The organism is Aggregatimonas sangjinii (genome assembly GCF_005943945.1).
In the GTDB taxonomy this organism is placed as follows: domain Bacteria; phylum Bacteroidota; class Bacteroidia; order Flavobacteriales; family Flavobacteriaceae; genus Pelagihabitans; species Pelagihabitans sangjinii.
This window is the reverse complement of record NZ_CP040710.1, coordinates 2,587,501-2,606,772: the sequence shown is the minus strand read 5'-3', so window position 1 is coordinate 2,606,772 and position 19,272 is coordinate 2,587,501. Positions and strand designations below refer to the sequence as shown.

Here is a 19,272-nt window from a genome sequence, read left to right as displayed (position 1 = left end):
TAAGGGGCGCATAGCTAGCAACGAGTCAGGATTGCCGTTTGAGCATCCCGCCTTCTAAAGACGATAAGAAAGACTTAAAATCAATTGTTCCGGTCTGGTGTCTATTCTACTCTGGGGTAGCGATGTGATATTGGTATTGATGAAGCGGCCTTCATTATCTCCAAACCCTCTTTCATAACGCAAGTCGATGCCCAATTTTCCCAAATTGACCCCCCCGCCAAAATGCAAGCCTACCGAGAAATCGTTTTCAATGTCTTCAATCGTAATTCCGTCGTACTCGGTATTTATAATATATTGAAATGACGGACCCGCAAAAATATGTACGGGGCCGATGATTTTGGCACCCAATAGCACCGGTAAATCGATTTTACTCATATCAAAGGTATCGTCATCATAGTCCGATTTTGTTTTGGTGTAGAACACTTCTGGCCGAACGTAGAGCCTACCGAGCTCTAGTTTGCCGTATAATCCGATATGGAAACCTAAATTTCTGTCGGGCTCTCGGGCAGCGTCCCCGATAGATTCGAAATAATCGCCATTACCATTGTAGTTAAGGCCACCTTTAATACCGAATCCTGAATCTGATTGTGAAAAAGCGGTAGCTCCGATAAGGGCAAAGACCGCACATAGCAGAATACTCTTTGTTACTTTCATAGTTCTCGTTTTTAATACTGTAGAATGGTATCAAAAACGATACCATTATCATTTTCTGTTCGTTACCCTATGAACGGCATCTTCGATAGATTTATTGTTTAGACCGTACTTGTCCATCAGTTGGTCGGCTGTTCCGCTCTCGCCAAACGTATCTTGTGTCGCTACGAATTCTTGTGGTGATGGAAGGTGAAGGGCAAGGGTTCTCGCGATACTTTCACCGAGTCCACCTAGAAAATTGTGCTCCTCCGCGGAGACCACGCATCCCGTTTTCTCAACGGATTTCAAGATGGCTTCTTCATCCAAAGGTTTTATGGTGTGTATGTTAATGACCTCGGCAGATATGCCTTGTTTTTCTAGATTTTCGGCGGCCGTCAATGCAGGCCATACTAAATGTCCCGTCGCGATAATCGTTACGTCAGTACCTTCTTGAAGCAAAAGCGCCTTTCCAATCTCGAACTTTTGGTCCGCAGGGGTAAAATTAGGCACTTTTGGACGCCCAAAACGTAAATATACCGGCCCTTCGTGATCTGCGATGGCCAAAGTGGCCGCTTTGGTCTGGTTAAAGTCACAGGGGTTGATGACCGTCATTCCAGGAAGCATTTTCATCATACCGATGTCCTCCAAAATTTGATGCGTTGCCCCATCCTCACCCAAGGTCAACCCCGCATGTGAAGCACAGATTTTGACGTTTTTACCGGAGTAGGCGATAGACTGTCGAATTTGATCGTAAACGCGACCCGTGGCGAAATTGGCAAAGGTGCTGGCAAAGGGAATTTTACCCCCGATGGTCAGCCCGGCTGCAATACCCATCATATTCGCTTCTGCAATGCCGGTTTGAAAAAACCTATCCGGATTTTCGGCGATAAAGTCTTCGATTTTCAACGAGCCTACTAAATCGGCGCATAGGGCTACCACATTGGGGTGGCTTCTTCCCAGTTCGGTCATTCCTGCCCCGTACCCACTTCGAGTATCCTTCTTACCTTGGTCTGTGTATTGCTTCATGCTATTATTTTTCATTTCCGCTCGAGCGGAAATCAATTCATTCAATTATTTTGCTTTTTGGAAAACCGTATAGGTCTGCTTACCTTTTCAATCGATGTATAAAAACATTCGTTTTCCTGTAATAAGATGACGGCTTTAATAATCTCCCAAAGTTTCCGGATTTTGTGCTAGGGCATCCTGCAATTGCTCATCGTTAGGGGCTTTGCCATGCCAAGCGTGGGTATGCATCATAAAATCGACTCCGTTCCCCATTACGGTATCCAAAATCATACATACGGGCTTTCCTTTTCCGGTTCTTACCTTAGCCTCTTTCAATCCCTTAATGACTGCTTCTAAGTTATTCCCGTCCTTTACTTCCAGTACGTCCCATCCGAAAGCCTCGAACTTTTCCCTTAAATTCCCGAGGGGTAGTACTTCTTCCGTAGGTCCGTCGATCTGCTGTCCGTTACGATCGATGGTCGCGATGAGGTTATCCACATTATTGCCCGATGCATACATGATCGCTTCCCAATTCTGGCCTTCCTGTAGCTCTCCATCCCCATGTAGACTATAAACGATGTGCTGATCACCGTTTAGTTTTTTTGCCAATGCAGCACCTATAGCGACCGACATGCCTTGACCTAACGATCCCGAGGCTACTCGTACGCCAGGGAGACCTTCATGCGTGGTCGGGTGGCCTTGCAGCCGTGAGTCAAGCTCGCGAAAGGTGCTGAGCTCACTTACAGGGAAAAAACCTTTACGGGCAAGGATACTGTACCAAACCGGCGAAATATGGCCGTTCGAAAGGAAAAAAAGGTCTTCCCCATCACCATCCATATCGAAGTCCTGCTTCAATTCCATGATTTCATGGTATAGCGCAACGAAAAATTCAGTGCACCCCAAAGAACCTCCTGGATGGCCCGAATTCACTTTATGCACCATACGAAGAATGTCTCTTCGCGTTTGTTGAACGATATCCTGTAAGTCTTCTAGTTTCGGCATTGTCATAATTTAAGATGTTCAAAAATAACCGCATTCTTTTGTGTACGCAAGGGTACTTATTAGGAGTTATCAACGAAATGAAGTTCAAGCACAAACCAGTCTCGAATGCTGCGATTGAGTTGCTGTGGGAATGAAGTCCTTTGTAGAACGAATGAGGAGTGCATAGCGCACCCTGCACCTAAAAACTTGCGGGCATTATGGCGATTCCAAATGGCTAATTAGTTCGTCATTGAGCGCACTATTTTATTTGCTGACAAACAAAAACTAAAAAAACATTAAGCCTAAACAAAGGTAGGATGATTACATTTAATAGGTTATTACTAGAAACCTGAAACCTGAAACCTGAAACCTGAAACCTGAAACCTGAAACCTGAAACCTGAAACCTGAAACCTGAAACCTGAAACCTGAAACCTGAAACCTGAAACCTGAAACCTGAAACCTGAAACCCGAAACCTCAAACCCGAAACCTGAATTTTATAACCCCCTTAGGAAACTTAAACAGGCCAGTTGATTATATTTGCGACCAGAATCAGCACATTTGAAATTCACGATACAACACAAAGACCCGCAGAGCAAGGCTAGGGCCGCAACCATGGTTACCGACCATGGAACGATAGAAACCCCGATCTTTATGCCAGTGGGTACCGTGGCCTCCGTAAAAGGGGTGCACCAAAAAGAATTGCGGGAAGAAGTAAATCCCGATATCATACTGGGCAACACCTACCATCTTTTTCTCCGACCCAAAATCGATATTCTAAAAAAGGCTGGCGGACTTCATAAATTCATGGGGTGGGATAGAAACATCCTTACCGACAGTGGTGGCTATCAAGTATATTCACTCTCCGCCAATAGAAAAATCAAAGAAGAAGGCGTCAAGTTCAAGTCACATATCGATGGTTCTATGCATTGGTTTACACCTGAAAATGTTATGGAGATTCAGCGCGTTATCGGGGCGGATATCATCATGGCCTTTGACGAATGCACACCCTATCCTTGTGAATACGATTATGCCAAACGCTCGATGCACATGACGCACCGTTGGCTCGATCGTTGTATAGCCCACTTGGAAAAAACACCGTATGAATATGACTACGCGCAAACTTTCTTCCCCATAGTACAAGGGTCGACGTACACGGATCTTCGAAAACAATCTGCCGAGTATATTGCGGGAGTCGGGGCGGAGGGGAACGCCATAGGCGGACTCTCCGTAGGGGAGCCGGCAGAGGAAATGTATGCCATGACCGAGGTGGTCTGCGACATTTTGCCCGAAGATAAACCACGTTATTTAATGGGTGTGGGTACACCGATAAATCTCCTTGAAAATATTGCTTTAGGCGTAGATATGTTCGATTGCGTAATGCCGACCAGAAACGCCAGAAACGGTATGCTTTTTACGGCCCACGGCACCATGAATATGCGAAACAAAAAATGGGAAGACGACTTCTCCGCGCTGGACGAGATGGGCACCACTTTTGTAGATCGCGAATATTCGAAGGCCTATGTACGCCACCTTTTTGCCGCGAACGAGTATCTGGCAAAACAAATCGCCACCATACACAACCTAGGTTTTTACCTGTGGTTGGTTCGCGAGGCAAGAAAGCATATTTTAGCCGGTGACTTTGCCGATTGGAAAACCGTAATGGTCAAGCAAATGGATAAAAGGCTCTGATGTTAACCATACTCGATAAATATATTCTGAAGAGATACCTCGTTACGTTTTTCGTGATGATCTTGCTTTTTATCCCTATCGGAATTATGGCCAACCTGGCAGAGCAGATCAGTAAGATGATAGATAACGAGGCGCCTCTGAATGAAATTTTGATGTATTACGGCAACTTTACCTTATATATAGGTAGCCTGCTTTTCCCGATATTTCTTTTTCTTTCCATTCTTTTCTTTACCTCCAAGATGGCCAGTAATACCGAGATTGTGGCGATTTTGAGTTCCGGTGTATCGTTTGGGCGGTTCTTGCGACCCTATTTTATCGGTGCATCCATAATCGCGCTATTGATGTTTTTAATGGGCATGTTTATCGTTCCCAAGGCCAGTGCGGGATTTAATGAATTCAAATTCAAATACCTGAAAAAAGGTAGACAGGACAGGGTTACCAATAATATTTTCACACAGTTGAACGAGCATGATTTTCTGTATGTCAGCAGTTTCGATCCTGCAAGGCAAATCGGCTATAATTTTACTTTCGAACGCTTTGATGACAATGACCAGCTCGATTTTAAGATCAGTGCGGCGAATATCCGTTGGATGGAAAAAGACACCCTGTACAGGCTCACGTCCTACGCAAAACGACGGGTTAGGGGTGAAACTGAAATTATGGAAACCAAGAGAAGGCTCGACACCCTGTTCACGTTTGATATTAGCGACCTTACACCGGTCTCCTACGTGGCCGAAACGAAGAACTTTTTTGAACTGAATCAATTTATAGAGGATCAAAAGCAAAAAGGAGCATCCAACATCAATGCTTATCTCTTGGTCAAATACAGGAGATGGGCCTTGCCGGTTACGGCCTTTATATTGACCATAATAGCGGTGGCGGTATCGTCTATAAAACGTAGGGGCGGGATGGGACTCAATCTGGCCTTCGGTATTTTCGTTGCGTTTATCTTTATTTTTTTCGATAAGGTTTTCGGTACCTTGGCAGAACAGGCGGGTTTTTCACCTTTGTTGGCGGTAGTCATCCCAAACGTGATGTTCGGGTTGACCGCTTTTTACTTATTGCAAAAGGCCAAACGTTGATCAGTAGATGAACACCAAACCAAACGACTACGTTCACCTACATTTTATAGTATTTATTTGGGGATTTACCGCTGTATTGGGTAAGCTCATTACCATTGCTGCATTGCCCTTGGTCTGGTACCGCATGTTGATCGCCGTAGTATTGGTTTTTGGTTTTATCGCGTTCAAAAGATTCCCGCTAAGAACCAACCGAAAAACCATGCTATGGATGCTTACCGGCGGTGTATTGATTGCGCTGCATTGGGTCACCTTCTTTTTGGCAATAAAGGTTTCCACGGTTTCGATTGCATTGGCAACCATGTCTACCGGTGCTTTTTTTACCGCCATTCTCGAACCGATTGTATACAAAAGAAAAATAATTTTTTACGAAATCCTTTTTGGGGTATTGGTCATCGCAGGCCTGCTTATTATTTTCAAGGTAGAGACTGAATATGCCTACGGAATCGGTATCGCGCTGATGTCCTCTTTTTTGGCAGCGGTCTTTTCGCTTATTAATGGCAAGCTGGTACACAAGGCACGCCCAGCGGTGATCTCGTTTTATGAATTGGGGGCCGGAGTGTTGTTCCTTTCCATTTACTTGATGGCGACTGGGGCATTTGACAGCGCCTTTTTTCAATTATCGAACAATGATTGGATGTATATTTTTATTTTAGCGTCCGTTTGTACGGCCTATGCCTTCATTGCTTCGGTAAAGGTTATGCGGCATCTTTCGCCTTATACCGTCATGCTCACTATTAATCTAGAACCGGTGTACGGGATTATTCTAGCGTTTTTTCTATTAGGCGAAGAAGAGAAAATGAGCCCGCTTTTTTATTTAGGCGCAACGATTATCTTGGTGACAGTGGTGGCCAATGGGATAGCGAAGAACAAAGTCAAATTAAAAAATCACCGTTCCGATAGCGATTCTTCATAAAACTTTATCTTTGTGCCAACCAAACCTATTTATTGGAAATTTATGGAATATTTAGATTTTGAACTTCCCATTAAAGAGCTCGAAGAGCAATTAGATAAGTGCATGATTATTGGCGAGGAAAGTGATGTCGATGTGACCGAGACCTGCAAACAAATCGAGAAAAAGCTTGCCGATACCCGAAAGGACATTTATAAAAACCTGACCGCATGGCAGCGCGTACAGTTGTCGAGGCATCCGAATCGGCCGTATACACTGGATTATATCAATGCCATTTGCAAGGACACCTTTTTAGAACTACATGGCGACCGAAGTGTTAAGGATGATAAGGCTATGATCGGTGGTTTGGGCAAAATCGGCGACCAGAGCTATATGTTTATCGGTCAACAAAAAGGATACAATACCAAGACAAGACAATATCGCAATTTCGGAATGGCGAATCCTGAGGGATATCGGAAAGCCCTTCGTTTGATGAAGTCCGCAGAGAAGTTCAACCTTCCTGTAGTCTGTTTTGTAGATACTCCCGGAGCTTATCCAGGTATCGAAGCAGAGGAGCGGGGTCAAGGTGAAGCAATTGCGCGTAATATTATGGAAATGACACGGCTAAAGGTGCCGATTATCGTAGTGATTATAGGAGAAGGTGCTTCGGGCGGAGCCTTGGGTATCGGGGTTGGCGATGTGGTGCTAATGTTGGAAAATACTTGGTATTCAGTGATTTCCCCTGAATCGTGTTCTTCTATTTTATGGAGAAGTTGGGAGTATAAGGAATTGGCTGCCGAGGCATTGAAATTGACCGCTACCGACATGAAAAAATTAAAACTGATCGATGAAATCGTTCGTGAACCTGCGGGTGGCGCTCACGCAAATCGGGAGAAGACTTTTGAGATAGTCAGGAATAAAATTTCCACCCATTTTGAGCAACTCGAAAAGTTATCACCAAAAGAACTGGTTGACAAACGCATGGATAAATATGCCAAGATGGGTGTTTTTAACGGTTAAACTACCGATTCAACAAGATGAAAAAAATCCGCAGAATTTATTTTGCGGATTTTTTTGGTTATCAACACAAAATTGTAACTTATCAACAGTATAATTGTTGACCTTATGTTGATATCGTAACGAAGCACTTTACGTTAACTTAAGGTTAATTGCATACTTTCGCTCCAATGGAAAGAACAGAACCCTTAATAGCTCGAAAGATAGATAAATCGACTATCATCAACTTGGAACGTGGTAAAATTCCGCCTCAAGCTGTTGATTTAGAGGAGGTTGTATTGGGTGCAATGATGATTGATAAAAAAGGAGTGGATGAAGTAATAGATATCCTACATCCTGAGGTTTTTTACAAGGATGCGCACCGGCATATTTATGAAGCAATTTTCAAATTATTTGAAACTTCGGAACCGGTCGATTTATTAACCGTTTCGTCCCAATTAAAGAAAGACGGGAATTTAGAGGTAATCGGAGGGGATTTTTACCTGATAAAACTGACCCAAAAGGTAGCTTCTTCGGCGCATATCGAGTTTCATGCCCGTATAATTCTTCAAAAGTACATTCAGCGAAGTTTGATCAAGATTTCCAACGAAATAATCGAGGAGGCCTATGATGAAGGTACTGATGTTTTTGACCTTTTGGACGCAGCGGAATCCAAACTATATGATGTTACCCAGGGCAATTTAAAACGCTCTGCGGAGACGGCCCAAAATTTGGTCATTCAAGCCAAGAAACGCATCGAAGAAATCGCGAACAAGGAGGGGCTCAGTGGTATTCCATCCGGATTTGATAAAGTAGATAAGCTCACTTCTGGATGGCAACCCAGTGATTTGATTATTGTCGCGGCACGACCCGGTATGGGTAAAACGGCCCTAACGCTTTCCATGGCCAAGAATATGGCCGTCAATCACGGTATTCCCGTGGCCTTTTTTTCTTGTGAGATGTCATCCGTACAATTGATTACACGTCTGATTTCTTCGGAAACTGGGCTTTCTTCCGAAAAATTGCGTACAGGCAAGTTGGAAAAACACGAATGGGAGCAGTTAAACGTCAAGGTAAAAGCCTTGGAGACGGCCCCCCTGTTCATCGATGATACCCCTTCCTTGTCCATATTCGACCTTCGGGCCAAGGCAAGGCGACTGGCATCCCAACACGGAATTAAATTGGTCATTATCGATTATTTGCAATTAATGACAGCCGGGGGCACTCAAAAAGGTGGGAATAGGGAACAAGAAATTTCAACCATATCCCGTAACTTAAAGGCTTTGGCCAAAGAGTTGAACGTGCCCGTGATTGCACTATCCCAACTTTCGCGAGCGGTAGAAACTCGTGGTGGCAGTAAACGCCCCTTGCTTTCCGACCTTAGGGAGTCTGGAGCGATTGAGCAAGATGCCGATATCGTATCGTTTATTTACCGACCGGAATATTATAAAATCGACGAGTGGGACGATGAGGAACGTACCCCGACCCAAGGGCAGGCCGAATTTATCGTGGCCAAGCACCGAAATGGTGGTCTGGAAAATATTCGTCTGAAATTTATCGGCAACCTCGGTAAGTTTGATAATCTCGACGATTTTGATTCCCCGTTCGAATTCCAATCAAAAATGAACGCCAACGAGGATAATCCATTTATTACTAAGAATCTTCCCGATGCCAATGAGGCCTTTGGCAGCTCGCTCAATGATGGCTTGCCTGATGAGGACAACGACGTTCCCTTTTAAAATACAACTTCAAACCTAACGTCGACGGGTACATTTGAATAGCTGATTGGCTGTTTCAGCCAGTTTTCCGTTCAGTATGCTGTGCTCCGTATGATTCGCTTTAGCGCTGGCCAAGCAAACCGCAGCTACGAATTTTGTGCATCCTTTGACCTAGGGTAGACCTATTGCCTAGCACCTCGAATGTCGGGATGATATCGTTGCGTCCTTTGCGATTTTCCTAGCGCTCTTTGCGTTTAAATTTAGCGATTGATATACCGCAGCTCCAGCAAATTACACTGAGTATTTTTTATAATCTTTAACTACGCGTAAAATCCGTCACACCCGATTTTCCTATATCTTTGAGAAGATTCCCAAAAAACGAATTGTATGAGAAGTTTTTTTCCTTTGATTTGTATTCTCTTTTCTGTACATATGTCAGCCTCGTCAATCCTAATTCCTATGGATGCCGAGGGCCAAAAAAATCATCTAAAAGCATACGGAATAACGTATTGGGTGCTCTCCAAACAACAAAAAGTGCAATGGCTGCTCAACTACCGTGGCGGCTCCTTTTTGTTACCTGATGGAGATGCCATTCGCAAGGAATGTCAAATCAGGGGGGTTTCCTTTGAAATCTTATCGGACGGTCAGGCGCAGGGTATTTTGGATGATATCAGCAGCCCTTCTATGAACCAAGAAGCGGTCATTTTGGAGAAGGCACCGAGAATTGCGGTCTATTCCCCAAAAGGAAACCAGCCCTGGGACGACGCGGTAACCATGGTGTTGACCTATGCTGAGATTCCCTATGAAACGGTATATGACGAAGAGGTACTTGAGGATAAATTGGTGCTATACGATTGGTTGCACCTGCATCACGAGGATTTTACGGGGCAATATGGTAAATTCTACGGATCCTATCGGGCGGCACCTTGGTACATCGAGCAGAAACAAAACGCAGAGGCTCTGGCAAATAAGCTAGGCTTTAGCAAGGTGTCGGAAGAAAAGCGGGCCGTAGCACTTAAAATCCGGAACTATGTTATCGGTGGCGGATTTATGTTCGCCATGTGTTCTGCAACCGATAGCTTCGATATCGCCTTGGCGGCAGACGGAGTGGATATTTGCGAACCCATGTTCGATGGCGATCCTTCCGAGGCCAATTACCAGAGCAAACTGGACTTTAAAAAGACCTTTGCATTTCAGGATTTTGTCTTGGAAAGAAGTCCGTTGCAATACGAATTTTCGTCCATCGATATGACAGCCAAAAGGCGTATTCCGAAAGAATCGGATTATTTTTCCTTAATGGATTTCTCCGCTAAATGGGATCCTGTACCAACGATGCTCTGCCAAAATCATACGGCACTGGTCAAAGGCTTTATGGGACAAACCACTTCCTTTGATCGAAAAGGAATTAAACCGACGGTCATGGTGTTGGGGGAAAACAAAATCAACCAAGAAGCACGTTATATCCACGGGATAAAGGGAAAAGGGTTTTTCACTTTCTACGGTGGGCATGACCCCGAAGACTACCAACATCGGGTAGGGGACCCCAAAACGGAGTTGGAGCTGCACCCGACCTCCCCTGGGTACCGCCTAATTCTAAACAACGTATTATTCCCCGCTGCGCAGAAGAAAAAGCAAAAAACCTAAACGTTGGAGCGTCAAGTACAGATTCAAGCACGAACACATGTTCAAATTGAAAAAGGCTTCACTCGATAAACCTTTGCGTTTACTCCGGGTCCCTCGGTGAAATAATCCAATGGATTGGTAAGTACCATGGTTATGATTTTGATGGCACCTCATTAGCGAACATTCCTGTAATTCGTCTCCGAATTAAAAGTTCGAGCGTAAAAGTCAAAATAAATTATGCAATGCGCTTGCCTGTTCTCTCTCTAACATTGTATTCAATAGCTCATAAAGGCTTTGGTTCAAGATGAGGCAAGAACCAATTGCTCCAAAATCCGCTCCACTCCAAAATTGTCATTACTGGCCGTTTGAAATTTGGCAACTTGTTTCACATTCGGGTGCGCATTTGCCATGGCAAAGCTAAAATCGGCTAGCGCCAACATTTCCAGATCATTATTGTAATCACCGAAAACCATGGTTTCTGCGGGAGTAATATCGTAACGCTCTTGAAGTTTCTGAAGTGCGAAACCTTTATGGGCATTCGGACTTGAAATGTCGACCCAATTTGGACCGGAGATTTTTACTTTTAAATCTCCTTCCAAATGTTGTACGGAAGGATAGATATGTGCCTCTGAACTTTCGTAATGATAAATGGCGATTTTCAGAATGTCGGTTTCTACTTGACGCAAGTCCTCAACGATTTCAAAAGCGGAGTAATATTGTCGTAGCATGTTGGCAAAGGCATCCGATTCCCCAGTAAGGTAGGCGTGCTCTTTCCCGCACAATACAGTATTGATATTCGCAATTTCGGAAAGTGTTTTTAAAATAATGTCTTGCTGATATTTGGGCAATAAAGTGGAGAGTAATTCTTCATCTTTGCGCATAACATAACCACCATTCTCTGCGACGATGACGATTTCGTTTTTAATATCTTGTAGTTTGTCTAGAATACTATTGTACTGTCTTCCGCTAGCCGCAACAAAGAGAATATCTCGTTTCTTCAATTTTTCAAAGAGTTCAAAAAAGCGATGGCTCACCTCATGATTGGAATTCAATAAGGTACCATCCATGTCGGAGACCACCATTTTAATATTCGATAAATCCATATAACATCAATTCGAGCAACAAAGGTATTTGTATTAGGTGGGATTATCGGTTAGTTTTACCAAGAATCCAAACTTTATCCTTTCGCGCCGGGGAGGTGCCCGCCTTGTCTCCGACGACGACTTTGGAGGAGAGGAAGCCAGAAAGATTTGAAAAGGAATTCGAAAACCCTCCCCTTGTGGGGAGGTGCCCGCCTCGTCTCCGACGACGACCTGGGAGGAGAGGAAGACAAAAGGGGGCCTGTTGAAAGTTCCTAAAAAGTCCCTATTTTAACGGTATGATTTTCCATCAAAAAGAACTCCGCCTAAAAGCGTATGCAAGAGGGTTTCATTTAATTACGGAAACCGTTCTCGAAAGTTTTCCCGAAATAGCCCAAATCCAATCTGGAATGCTGCAGGTGTTTATCAAGCATACTTCCGCAAGTTTGACCATCAACGAAAATGCAGACCCTACTGTTCGTCAGGATTTTGAAAGCCATATGAATGTAATGGTTCCTGAAAATGCGAAGTACTACATCCATAACTACGAAGGTCCGGACGACATGCCAGCGCATATCAAAGCCTCTTTGATGGGCGCATCCGTTCAAATTCCGATAACCGACGGGATGTTGAATTTGGGTATATGGCAAGGCATTTATCTGTGCGAGCATCGTGATCACGCGAGCGGAAGAAATATCGTCATATCCGCGTATGGAACCTGACGCTTTTCGCCCGATTCGGCGAAGGTAAGAGAAGGGAGAAGAGACAAAGAAAAAAGAACCAAGAAAAAAGAACCAAGAAAAAAGAATCAGGAAATAAAAAACCAGAAACCCAAAAAACCACACACTCAGCACCGCACAGCCAGCCCTAACATCACGAATCAAACACCGCGCCCCGCGCATCAAACACCTGACATCCACCATCAAAAAAGCCGTCCCGATTTTGAATCGGAACGGCCTTTTTCAGTGAGATATATTCTTAAATCTATTTTACTTTTTCTACAATGGCCTTGAAAGCCGCAGGATGGTTCATGGCCAAATCGGCCAACACCTTGCGATTCAATTCAATTCCGCTAGCTTTTACTTTTCCCATAAATTGGGAATACGACATCCCGTGCATTCGCGCTCCGGCGTTAATCCTCGTAATCCATAGGGCACGAAAGGTTCTTTTCTTGTTCTTTCGGTCACGGTAGGCGTATAACATTGCTTTTTCAACCGCGTTCTTCGCGACGGTCCATACGTTTTTACGTCTTCCAAAGTAACCTTTGGCTTGCTTCATCACCTTTTTTCTTCTGGCTCTAGAAGCAACTGCATTTACTGATCTTGGCATAATTTTAAATTGTTTTTGTAGTAGGCGGTCGATTAGCGACACTTTGGTCACTTCAATCTGTCGCAATAAGCACAGTCGAAGTGTTGGCCCAACTCCATGGTTAATAATTACCTAAAGGGCGCTTACTTTAATCGTAATTGCTCTTTAATACTGTTGACATCCGCTGGGTGTACCAAGGTGTCATGTGTTAAAGCTAGCTTGCGCTTTTTCGATTTCTTGGTCAAGATATGACTCTTGAAAGCGTGCTTTCTTTTGATTTTACCGGTGCCGGTAAGCTTAAAACGCTTCTTGGCACTCGATTTTGTTTTCTGTTTAGGCATTTTTTCCTATTTATATTAATCTCACTTTATCATTTCAAACGCCGCCTCAAAATTGGGCAGCGCTTTAATCTTTTTCACTTCTTAATGTCTCCCTTGGGGGAGACCGTAATCGCCAAAGGCTATTGCGAGAGGGGCTTTTATTTCTTCGTTTTCGGAGCAATGAACATGGTCATTCGCTTCCCTTCCAATCGCGGCATTTGTTCTACCTTTCCTAATTCCTCCAATTCCGAGGCAAGGCGCAATAACAAAATTTCACCTTGATCCTTATAAACGATAGACCGTCCTTTAAAGAAAACGTAAGCCTTTAGCTTCGCACCATCTTTTAAGAACTTCTCGGCGTGCTTCTTTTTAAACTCGTAATCGTGATCATCCGTATTCGGTCCGAACCGGATTTCTTTTACGACCACCTTCGAGGCTTTCGCCTTCATCGCCTTCTCGCGTTTCTTCTGTTCGTAAAGAAACTTCTTGTAGTCGATGATCTTACATACAGGCGGTGCCGCATTCGGCGAAATCTCGACTAAATCCAATCCCGCTTCGTCGGCTTTGTCCAGTGCGACTCGAATAGGGTAAACACCCACTTCGACATTGTCACCGACCAATCGAACTTCGGGAGCTAAAATTTTCTTGTTTATTTTATGAGGGTTTTTATTTTCCCTCCTAGGCTGGGGCCTAAATCTTTTACGTATTGCTATGACTTATATTTTTTAATTAAACTATTATCTAAATTGCCTCTATTTTGCTGCTGCTTTCAAGAGGTCGAATTTGCTTTTCCCACAATTCCGGGTGGGGCCCTTTTAAAACGACTTTAAGGTACTATTAATTTCGGTATTCACCAAGTCCCTGAACTCCTTCAAGGATATTGAACCTAAATCCTCGCCGCCGTGTTTTCGTACCGAGACGGTCTCATTAGCTTCTTCATTTTCTCCCATGATAAGCATAAACGGAATTTTATTCATCTCCGCTTCCCGTATTTTCTTACCTACGGTCTCGTTTCTGTTGTCAACGAGGGCGCGAATTTCGTTATTTTCTAGGTAATCTGAAACTTTTTGGGCATATTTTTCATGTTTCTCGCTTACCGATAAAATTATGGCCTGTTCCGGGGTCAACCAAAGCGGGAAATTGCCGCCCGTATGCTCCAGCAACAACGCGATAAACCGCTCCATACTACCGAAAGGTGCGCGGTGAATCATAATGGGGCGATGCAATTCATTGTCACTACCTTTATAGGTAAGGTCAAAACGTTCCGGCAAGGTGTAATCGACCTGTATCGTACCCAATTGCCAGTTGCGTCCTAGAGCGTCTTTGATCATAAAATCGAGTTTTGGACCATAGAACGCAGCTTCTCCACTTTCTATAATATAATCCAACCCTTTTTCCTTTGCCGCGTTGATAATGGCATTTTCGGCTTTTTCCCAGTTTTCGACGGTTCCAATGTACTTTTCAGGGGTATCCAGATCCCTAACGGATACTTGGGCAGTGAAATTATCGAAACCCAAAGATTCCAGTACATATAATGAAAGGTCGATTACATTTTTAAACTCCTGATCTACTTGGTCCGGGGTACAGAAAATATGTGCGTCATCTTGGGTGAAGCCGCGCACGCGAGTCAATCCGTGAAGTTCGCCACTCTGTTCATATCGGTATACCGTACCGAATTCAGCGTAACGTTTTGGTAGCTCCTTGTAGCTGAATGGGCGTGCATTGTAAATCTCACAATGATGCGGACAGTTCATTGGCTTTAACAAAAACTCCTCGTCCTCTTTCGGGGTTTTGATAGGCTGAAAGCTATCGGCCCCGTATTTTTCGTAATGGCCGGAGGTAACGTAGAGCTCCTTTTGACCAATGTGCGGTGTCATCACCATTTCATAACCGGCCTTCTTTTGCGCCTTTTTCAAGAATTGTTCGAGCCGTTCCCGTAACGCGGCTCCCTTGGGCAGCCAAAGCGGAAGACCTTGGCCTACCTTTGTCGAGAAGGTGAAAAGTTCTAATTCCCGGCCAAGCTTTCGATGATCTCTTTTTTTGGCCTCTTCCAAAAGGGCCAGGTATTCGGTAAGTTCTTTTTGCTTGGGAAATGAAATACCGTAGACACGCGTTAACATTTTATTATTCTCGTCCCCTTTGTAGTAGGCCCCGGCCACGCTCAAAATCTTAAACGCTTTTACGATACCGGTATTCGGAATATGGCCGCCGCGGCAGAGGTCGGTAAAACTGTCGTGGTCGCAAAAGGTAATGGTACCGTCTTCTAGTTTTTCGATAAGGTCCACCTTATACTCGTTCTTTCCTTTATAATAGTTCAAAGCTTCGGCCTTGCTCACTTCGCGCATTTTAAAATCGTACTTCCCGCGCGCTATTTCCAACATCTTGTCTTCAATGGCCTTAAAGTCCTTGTCCGATATACTTTCGTCTCCAAGGTCCACATCGTAATAAAATCCGTTTTCGATGGCAGGTCCCACCCAAAGTTTAATATTTGGGTAAAGCGCTTCGAGTGCCTGTGCCAATATGTGGGCAGAGGAGTGCCAGAAAGCCATTTTTCCCTCAGGGCTGTTCCATGTATATAAGGTAATCGCGCCGTCTTCGTGCAAAGGTGTGCTGGTCTCAACAATGGTATCGTTGAACTTTGCCGAAATAACGTTCCGTGCCAGCCCTTCGCTAATATCTTTGGCGACATCCATTGGGGTGCTGCCGTTCTCATGTGCTTTTACCGAACCGTCGGGTAGTGTAATGTTGATCATTTCTTTCTTTAATATAGTGGGCAAAGATAAGGTGTAGTATCGATAGGCACAATAAAGTTCTTTATATTGTTCTATGGGCTGGAACAAGTCGTCGTTCCCAATAATATAATGTCAAGGTTAATTCCGATTTCTTCGATGATTAAGATTTGAAGCTGGCTACTGTCGGTCAAGTTGCCCCCTGGTTGTTTATCCATACTTTCTAACCTGGCGTTTATATATCTATGATAAGGTATCGGTGATAACGCTGTTGCATTTGGGCGTTACCCCGCCGCGGCGAGGTCGGGCACTCCGCTGTATCCCATAAGGCCTTGATGGCCTTATGGGGATGCCGCTGCGATCCCTAACGCACTACGCGAAGGTTATGAAATAAAATTTGTCCAGACCGACAAAATATGGTATTTTTAATGCCCTTTTAAAATAATCGAAGGGCTAAGCAGCTCATCGATAAGAGGTTGTAGAAGTAGTTTGAAATTATTTCAAAAAAGATGTTCAAATTGCTTTGTAGGTTAAAAAAGCATGTTACATTTGCAGCCCGCTAACGACAGAGGATTTGTTTGTTAAAGGGAGTTTGAAATTACGTTCTGTGAAAGTTGTGTAAGCTGTTTTAGAAATTTTTTGAAAGTTTCTTTTTAAAAGATTGTTAGTTAAAAAAACAGTGTTATATTTGCAGCCGCTTAGGGAGCAACGCTTCAAAAAGCACGGAGACTAAAAGTAGTTTCACGACAACAGTTCATTGACATATTGTAAAGACAACAGAGGTCCACTTCTTTTTTTTTAAATGGGAGTGGACATCGCGCCCGGTCTCTTTTAACGGGGGGCCGGGGGAATAGAATTTTTTGGAACCAAAGATAAGAATTGATCTTATCGAGAGACGGGGCCGGGATAGCTTATAGGGGTCGAGGGCGATATATTATATAAGAATCGACAATGAAGAGTTTGATCCTGGCTCAGGATGAACGCTAGCGGCAGGCCTAACACATGCAAGTCGAGGGGCAGCGGGGAGTGCTTGCACTCTGCCGGCGACCGGCGCACGGGTGCGCAACGCGTATGGAACCTGCCCTTTACAGGGGAATAGCCCAGAGAAATTTGGATTAATGCCCCATGGTACCTTCTATAGCATTATAGGACGGTTAAAGGCTTCGGCCGGTAAGGGATGGCCATGCGTACCATTAGTTAGTTGGTAGGGTAACGGCCTACCAAGACGGCGATGGTTAGGGGCCCTGAGAGGGGGATCCCCCACACTGGTACTGAGACACGGACCAGACTCCTACGGGAGGCAGCAGTGAGGAATATTGGACAATGGGCGGGAGCCTGATCCAGCCATGCCGCGTGCAGGAAGAATGCCCTATGGGTAGTAAACTGCTTTTGTACGGGAAGAAACCCGCCTACGTGTAGGCGGCTGACGGTACCGTAAGAATAAGGACCGGCTAACTCCGTGCCAGCAGCCGCGGTAATACGGAGGGTCCGAGCGTTATCCGGAATTATTGGGTTTAAAGGGTCCGTAGGCGGGCCGGTAAGTCAGTGGTGAAAGTCTGCAGCTCAACTGTAGAACTGCCTTTGATACTGTCGGTCTTGAGTCATAGTGAAGTGGGCGGAATATGTAGTGTAGCGGTGAAATGCATAGATATTACATAGAACACCGATTGCGAAGGCAGCTCACTAATTGTGTACTGACGCTGATGGACGAAAGCGTGGGGAGCGAACAGGATTAGATACCCTGGTAGTCCACGCCGTAAACGATGGATACTAGCTGTCCGTCCGCCTTAGGCGGATGGGCGGCCAAGCGAAAGTGATAAGTATCCCACCTGGGGAGTACGTTCGCAAGAATGAAACTCAAAGGAATTGACGGGGGCCCGCACAAGCGGTGGAGCATGTGGTTTAATTCGATGATACGCGAGGAACCTTACCAGGGCTTAAATGCATTACGACAGGGGTGGAGACACCTTTTCCTTCGGGCGTTTTGCAAGGTGCTGCATGGTTGTCGTCAGCTCGTGCCGTGAGGTGTCAGGTTAAGTCCTATAACGAGCGCAACCCCTACCGTTAGTTGCCAGCATGTCATGATGGGGACTCTAACGGGACTGCCGGTGCAAACCGCGAGGAAGGTGGGGACGACGTCAAATCATCACGGCCCTTACGTCCTGGGCCACACACGTGCTACAATGGCCGGTACAGAGAGCAGCCACGTCGCAAGGCGGAGCGAATCTACAAAACCGGTCACAGTTCGGATCGGGGTCTGCAACTCGACCCCGTGAAGCTGGAATCGCTAGTAATCGGATATCAGCCATGATCCGGTGAATACGTTCCCGGGCCTTGTACACACCGCCCGTCAAGCCATGGAAGCCGGGAGTGCCTGAAGTCCGTCACCGCAAGGAGCGGCCTAGGGCAAGATCGGTAACTAGGGCTAAGTCGTAACAAGGTAGCCGTACCGGAAGGTGCGGCTGGAACACCTCCTTTCTAGAGTTCGCGCGCCGTAGCGATACGGTGCGCGACGAGAGCCCATCGGCCCCTGAAGGCCTTTTCCGTGCCCCGTCCCCTCGATTCGATTAGAACGAGGTCCCAAAAAATACGCGATATGCGATGTTGGTCTTTACGATATAATAATATAGAAGGAACGGTGTGCCGATGGCACATCCGGGAGAGTCCCGTAGCTCAGCTGGTTAGAGCGCTACACTGATAATGTAGAGGTCGGCAGTTCGAGTCTGCCCGGGACTACAACGTAGGACAGGGAAGGCGAGAAGTTCATCCGCCTACGGTGGAAGTCCGCCCGGGACCACGGAGCCCCCTCCGGCTCCCCCGCAAGGGGAGGGTTTAAAAAGGAGCGGTACCTTCTCCCCTTGGGGGAGATGCCCGCAGGGCAGAGGGGCCTTAAGTTCATTGAGATTGAAATACTGGAAATTCCAGAAGTTGCGCAACCCTTGTGCGGATTTAGTTCTTGCTAACTGCATACTGAATACCGCCGACTGGAAAACGGGGGATTAGCTCAGCTGGCTAGAGCGCCTGCCTTGCACGCAGGAGGTCATCGGTTCGACTCCGATATTCTCCACGAGCCCCTCCTAACCTCCCGCCTATGGCGGGGAGGAACCGGCACGAGTAAGTGCCCTCCCCCTTTGGGGGAGTCGGAGGGGGCTTTAAGTTCATTGACATATTGGGACGGTACGTATTTTCATTTCCTCGGAGATGTGGTATGTGTCGTAAAA

At 45.3% G+C, this 19,272-nt stretch carries 15 protein-coding genes, 2 tRNA genes and 1 rRNA gene; 10 read left to right on the top strand and 8 right to left on the bottom strand.

Annotated features, from left to right (window positions below; genetic code table 11):
• Positions 1-54: 54 nt before the first annotated feature.
• From FGM00_RS10805 to FGM00_RS10795, 3 genes are all read right to left on the bottom strand, one after another.
• Positions 55-654 (bottom strand): porin family protein, encoded by a 600-nt coding sequence (locus tag FGM00_RS10805; RefSeq protein ID WP_138852917.1) that lies wholly within the window; start codon positions 652-654, stop codon positions 55-57.
• Between the two features lie 48 nt (positions 655-702).
• Positions 703-1,656, bottom strand: coding sequence for a transketolase family protein (locus tag FGM00_RS10800; protein WP_138852916.1), 954 nt, complete (start codon positions 1,654-1,656; stop codon positions 703-705).
• 135 nt (positions 1,657-1,791) lie between these two features.
• Positions 1,792-2,637 (bottom strand): transketolase, encoded by an 846-nt coding sequence (locus FGM00_RS10795; protein ID WP_138852915.1) that lies wholly within the window; start codon positions 2,635-2,637, stop codon positions 1,792-1,794.
• A 539-nt stretch (positions 2,638-3,176) separates the two neighbouring features.
• Between FGM00_RS10795 and tgt the strand changes: the two genes are divergently transcribed.
• The 6 genes from tgt to FGM00_RS10765 all read left to right on the top strand — a co-directional run bounded on the left by tgt (position 3,177) and on the right by FGM00_RS10765 (position 10,636).
• Positions 3,177-4,307, top strand: coding sequence for a tRNA guanosine(34) transglycosylase Tgt (gene tgt / locus FGM00_RS10790; RefSeq protein WP_138852914.1), 1,131 nt, complete (start codon positions 3,177-3,179; stop codon positions 4,305-4,307).
• The gene (locus tag FGM00_RS10785; RefSeq protein WP_138852913.1) at positions 4,307-5,389 is read left to right on the top strand and encodes an LptF/LptG family permease; all 1,083 of its coding nucleotides are present in this window, start codon (positions 4,307-4,309) and stop codon (positions 5,387-5,389) included. Before tgt ends, FGM00_RS10785 begins: the two co-directional genes overlap by 1 nt.
• A 7-nt stretch (positions 5,390-5,396) precedes the next feature.
• A complete protein-coding gene (locus FGM00_RS10780; protein WP_138852912.1) occupies positions 5,397-6,302 on the top strand; it encodes a DMT family transporter in 906 nt (301 codons plus the stop codon).
• A gap of 42 nt (positions 6,303-6,344) precedes the next feature.
• Complete coding sequence (locus tag FGM00_RS10775) at positions 6,345-7,298, top strand: acetyl-CoA carboxylase carboxyltransferase subunit alpha (RefSeq protein WP_138854688.1); 954 nt, start codon at positions 6,345-6,347, stop codon at positions 7,296-7,298.
• A gap of 167 nt (positions 7,299-7,465) precedes the next feature.
• The gene (gene dnaB / locus FGM00_RS10770) at positions 7,466-9,013 is read left to right on the top strand and encodes a replicative DNA helicase (protein WP_138852911.1); all 1,548 of its coding nucleotides are present in this window, start codon (positions 7,466-7,468) and stop codon (positions 9,011-9,013) included.
• A gap of 366 nt (positions 9,014-9,379) precedes the next feature.
• On the top strand, positions 9,380-10,636 hold the full coding sequence (locus tag FGM00_RS10765; RefSeq protein ID WP_138852910.1) for an asparagine synthetase B: 1,257 nt from the start codon (positions 9,380-9,382) through the stop codon (positions 10,634-10,636).
• Between the two features lie 278 nt (positions 10,637-10,914).
• On the opposite strand, the gene FGM00_RS10760 is transcribed toward FGM00_RS10765, so the two are convergent.
• Positions 10,915-11,718: an HAD family hydrolase gene (locus tag FGM00_RS10760; protein WP_138852909.1), complete on the bottom strand. Its 804-nt coding sequence runs from the start codon at positions 11,716-11,718 to the stop codon at positions 10,915-10,917.
• Between the two features lie 275 nt (positions 11,719-11,993).
• Between FGM00_RS10760 and FGM00_RS10755 the strand changes: the two genes are divergently transcribed.
• On the top strand, positions 11,994-12,416 hold the full coding sequence (locus FGM00_RS10755; protein ID WP_138852908.1) for a secondary thiamine-phosphate synthase enzyme YjbQ: 423 nt from the start codon (positions 11,994-11,996) through the stop codon (positions 12,414-12,416).
• A gap of 262 nt (positions 12,417-12,678) precedes the next feature.
• Here the strand turns inward: FGM00_RS10755 and rplT are convergent, their stop codons facing one another.
• The 4 genes from rplT to thrS all read right to left on the bottom strand — a co-directional run bounded on the left by rplT (position 12,679) and on the right by thrS (position 16,075).
• Complete coding sequence (gene rplT / locus FGM00_RS10750) at positions 12,679-13,023, bottom strand: 50S ribosomal protein L20 (protein WP_138852907.1); 345 nt, start codon at positions 13,021-13,023, stop codon at positions 12,679-12,681.
• Positions 13,024-13,145: 122 nt separating this feature from the next.
• Complete coding sequence (gene rpmI, locus FGM00_RS10745; protein ID WP_138852906.1) at positions 13,146-13,343, bottom strand: 50S ribosomal protein L35; 198 nt, start codon at positions 13,341-13,343, stop codon at positions 13,146-13,148.
• Between the two features lie 137 nt (positions 13,344-13,480).
• On the bottom strand, positions 13,481-14,029 hold the full coding sequence (gene infC / locus FGM00_RS10740; protein WP_262711088.1) for a translation initiation factor IF-3: 549 nt from the start codon (positions 14,027-14,029) through the stop codon (positions 13,481-13,483).
• A 108-nt stretch (positions 14,030-14,137) separates the two neighbouring features.
• On the bottom strand, positions 14,138-16,075 hold the full coding sequence (gene thrS, locus FGM00_RS10735; protein WP_138854687.1) for a threonine--tRNA ligase: 1,938 nt from the start codon (positions 16,073-16,075) through the stop codon (positions 14,138-14,140).
• Positions 16,076-16,999: 924 nt separating this feature from the next.
• Here thrS and FGM00_RS10730 point away from each other — a divergent pair.
• The 3 genes from FGM00_RS10730 (at position 17,000) to FGM00_RS10720 (ending at position 19,118) form a co-directional block, all read left to right on the top strand.
• Positions 17,000-18,529 (top strand): 16S ribosomal RNA (locus FGM00_RS10730).
• A 184-nt stretch (positions 18,530-18,713) separates the two neighbouring features.
• Positions 18,714-18,787: transfer RNA gene (locus FGM00_RS10725), tRNA-Ile, on the top strand.
• A gap of 257 nt (positions 18,788-19,044) precedes the next feature.
• Positions 19,045-19,118 (top strand) — tRNA-Ala (locus FGM00_RS10720).
• Positions 19,119-19,272 lie beyond the last annotated feature (154 nt).

Bases quoted from the DNA above. Each gene is read 5' to 3' on its own strand.
- FGM00_RS10805 (WP_138852917.1), bottom strand. From the start codon at position 654: ATGAAAGTAACAAAGAGTATTCTGCTATGTGCGGTCTTTGCCCTTATC.
- FGM00_RS10775 (WP_138854688.1), top strand. From the start codon at position 6,345: ATGGAATATTTAGATTTTGAACTTCCCATTAAAGAGCTCGAAGAGCAA.
- FGM00_RS10755 (WP_138852908.1), top strand. From the start codon at position 11,994: ATGATTTTCCATCAAAAAGAACTCCGCCTAAAAGCGTATGCAAGAGGG.
- rplT (WP_138852907.1), bottom strand. From the start codon at position 13,023: ATGCCAAGATCAGTAAATGCAGTTGCTTCTAGAGCCAGAAGAAAAAAG.
- FGM00_RS10760 (WP_138852909.1), bottom strand. From the start codon at position 11,718: ATGGATTTATCGAATATTAAAATGGTGGTCTCCGACATGGATGGTACC.
- FGM00_RS10765 (WP_138852910.1), top strand. From the start codon at position 9,380: ATGAGAAGTTTTTTTCCTTTGATTTGTATTCTCTTTTCTGTACATATG.
- FGM00_RS10800 (WP_138852916.1), bottom strand. From the start codon at position 1,656: ATGAAGCAATACACAGACCAAGGTAAGAAGGATACTCGAAGTGGGTAC.
- thrS (WP_138854687.1), bottom strand. From the start codon at position 16,075: ATGATCAACATTACACTACCCGACGGTTCGGTAAAAGCACATGAGAAC.
- dnaB (WP_138852911.1), top strand. From the start codon at position 7,466: ATGGAAAGAACAGAACCCTTAATAGCTCGAAAGATAGATAAATCGACT.
- FGM00_RS10795 (WP_138852915.1), bottom strand. From the start codon at position 2,637: ATGCCGAAACTAGAAGACTTACAGGATATCGTTCAACAAACGCGAAGA.
- rpmI (WP_138852906.1), bottom strand. From the start codon at position 13,343: ATGCCTAAACAGAAAACAAAATCGAGTGCCAAGAAGCGTTTTAAGCTT.
- FGM00_RS10780 (WP_138852912.1), top strand. From the start codon at position 5,397: ATGAACACCAAACCAAACGACTACGTTCACCTACATTTTATAGTATTT.
- FGM00_RS10785 (WP_138852913.1), top strand. From the start codon at position 4,307: ATGTTAACCATACTCGATAAATATATTCTGAAGAGATACCTCGTTACG.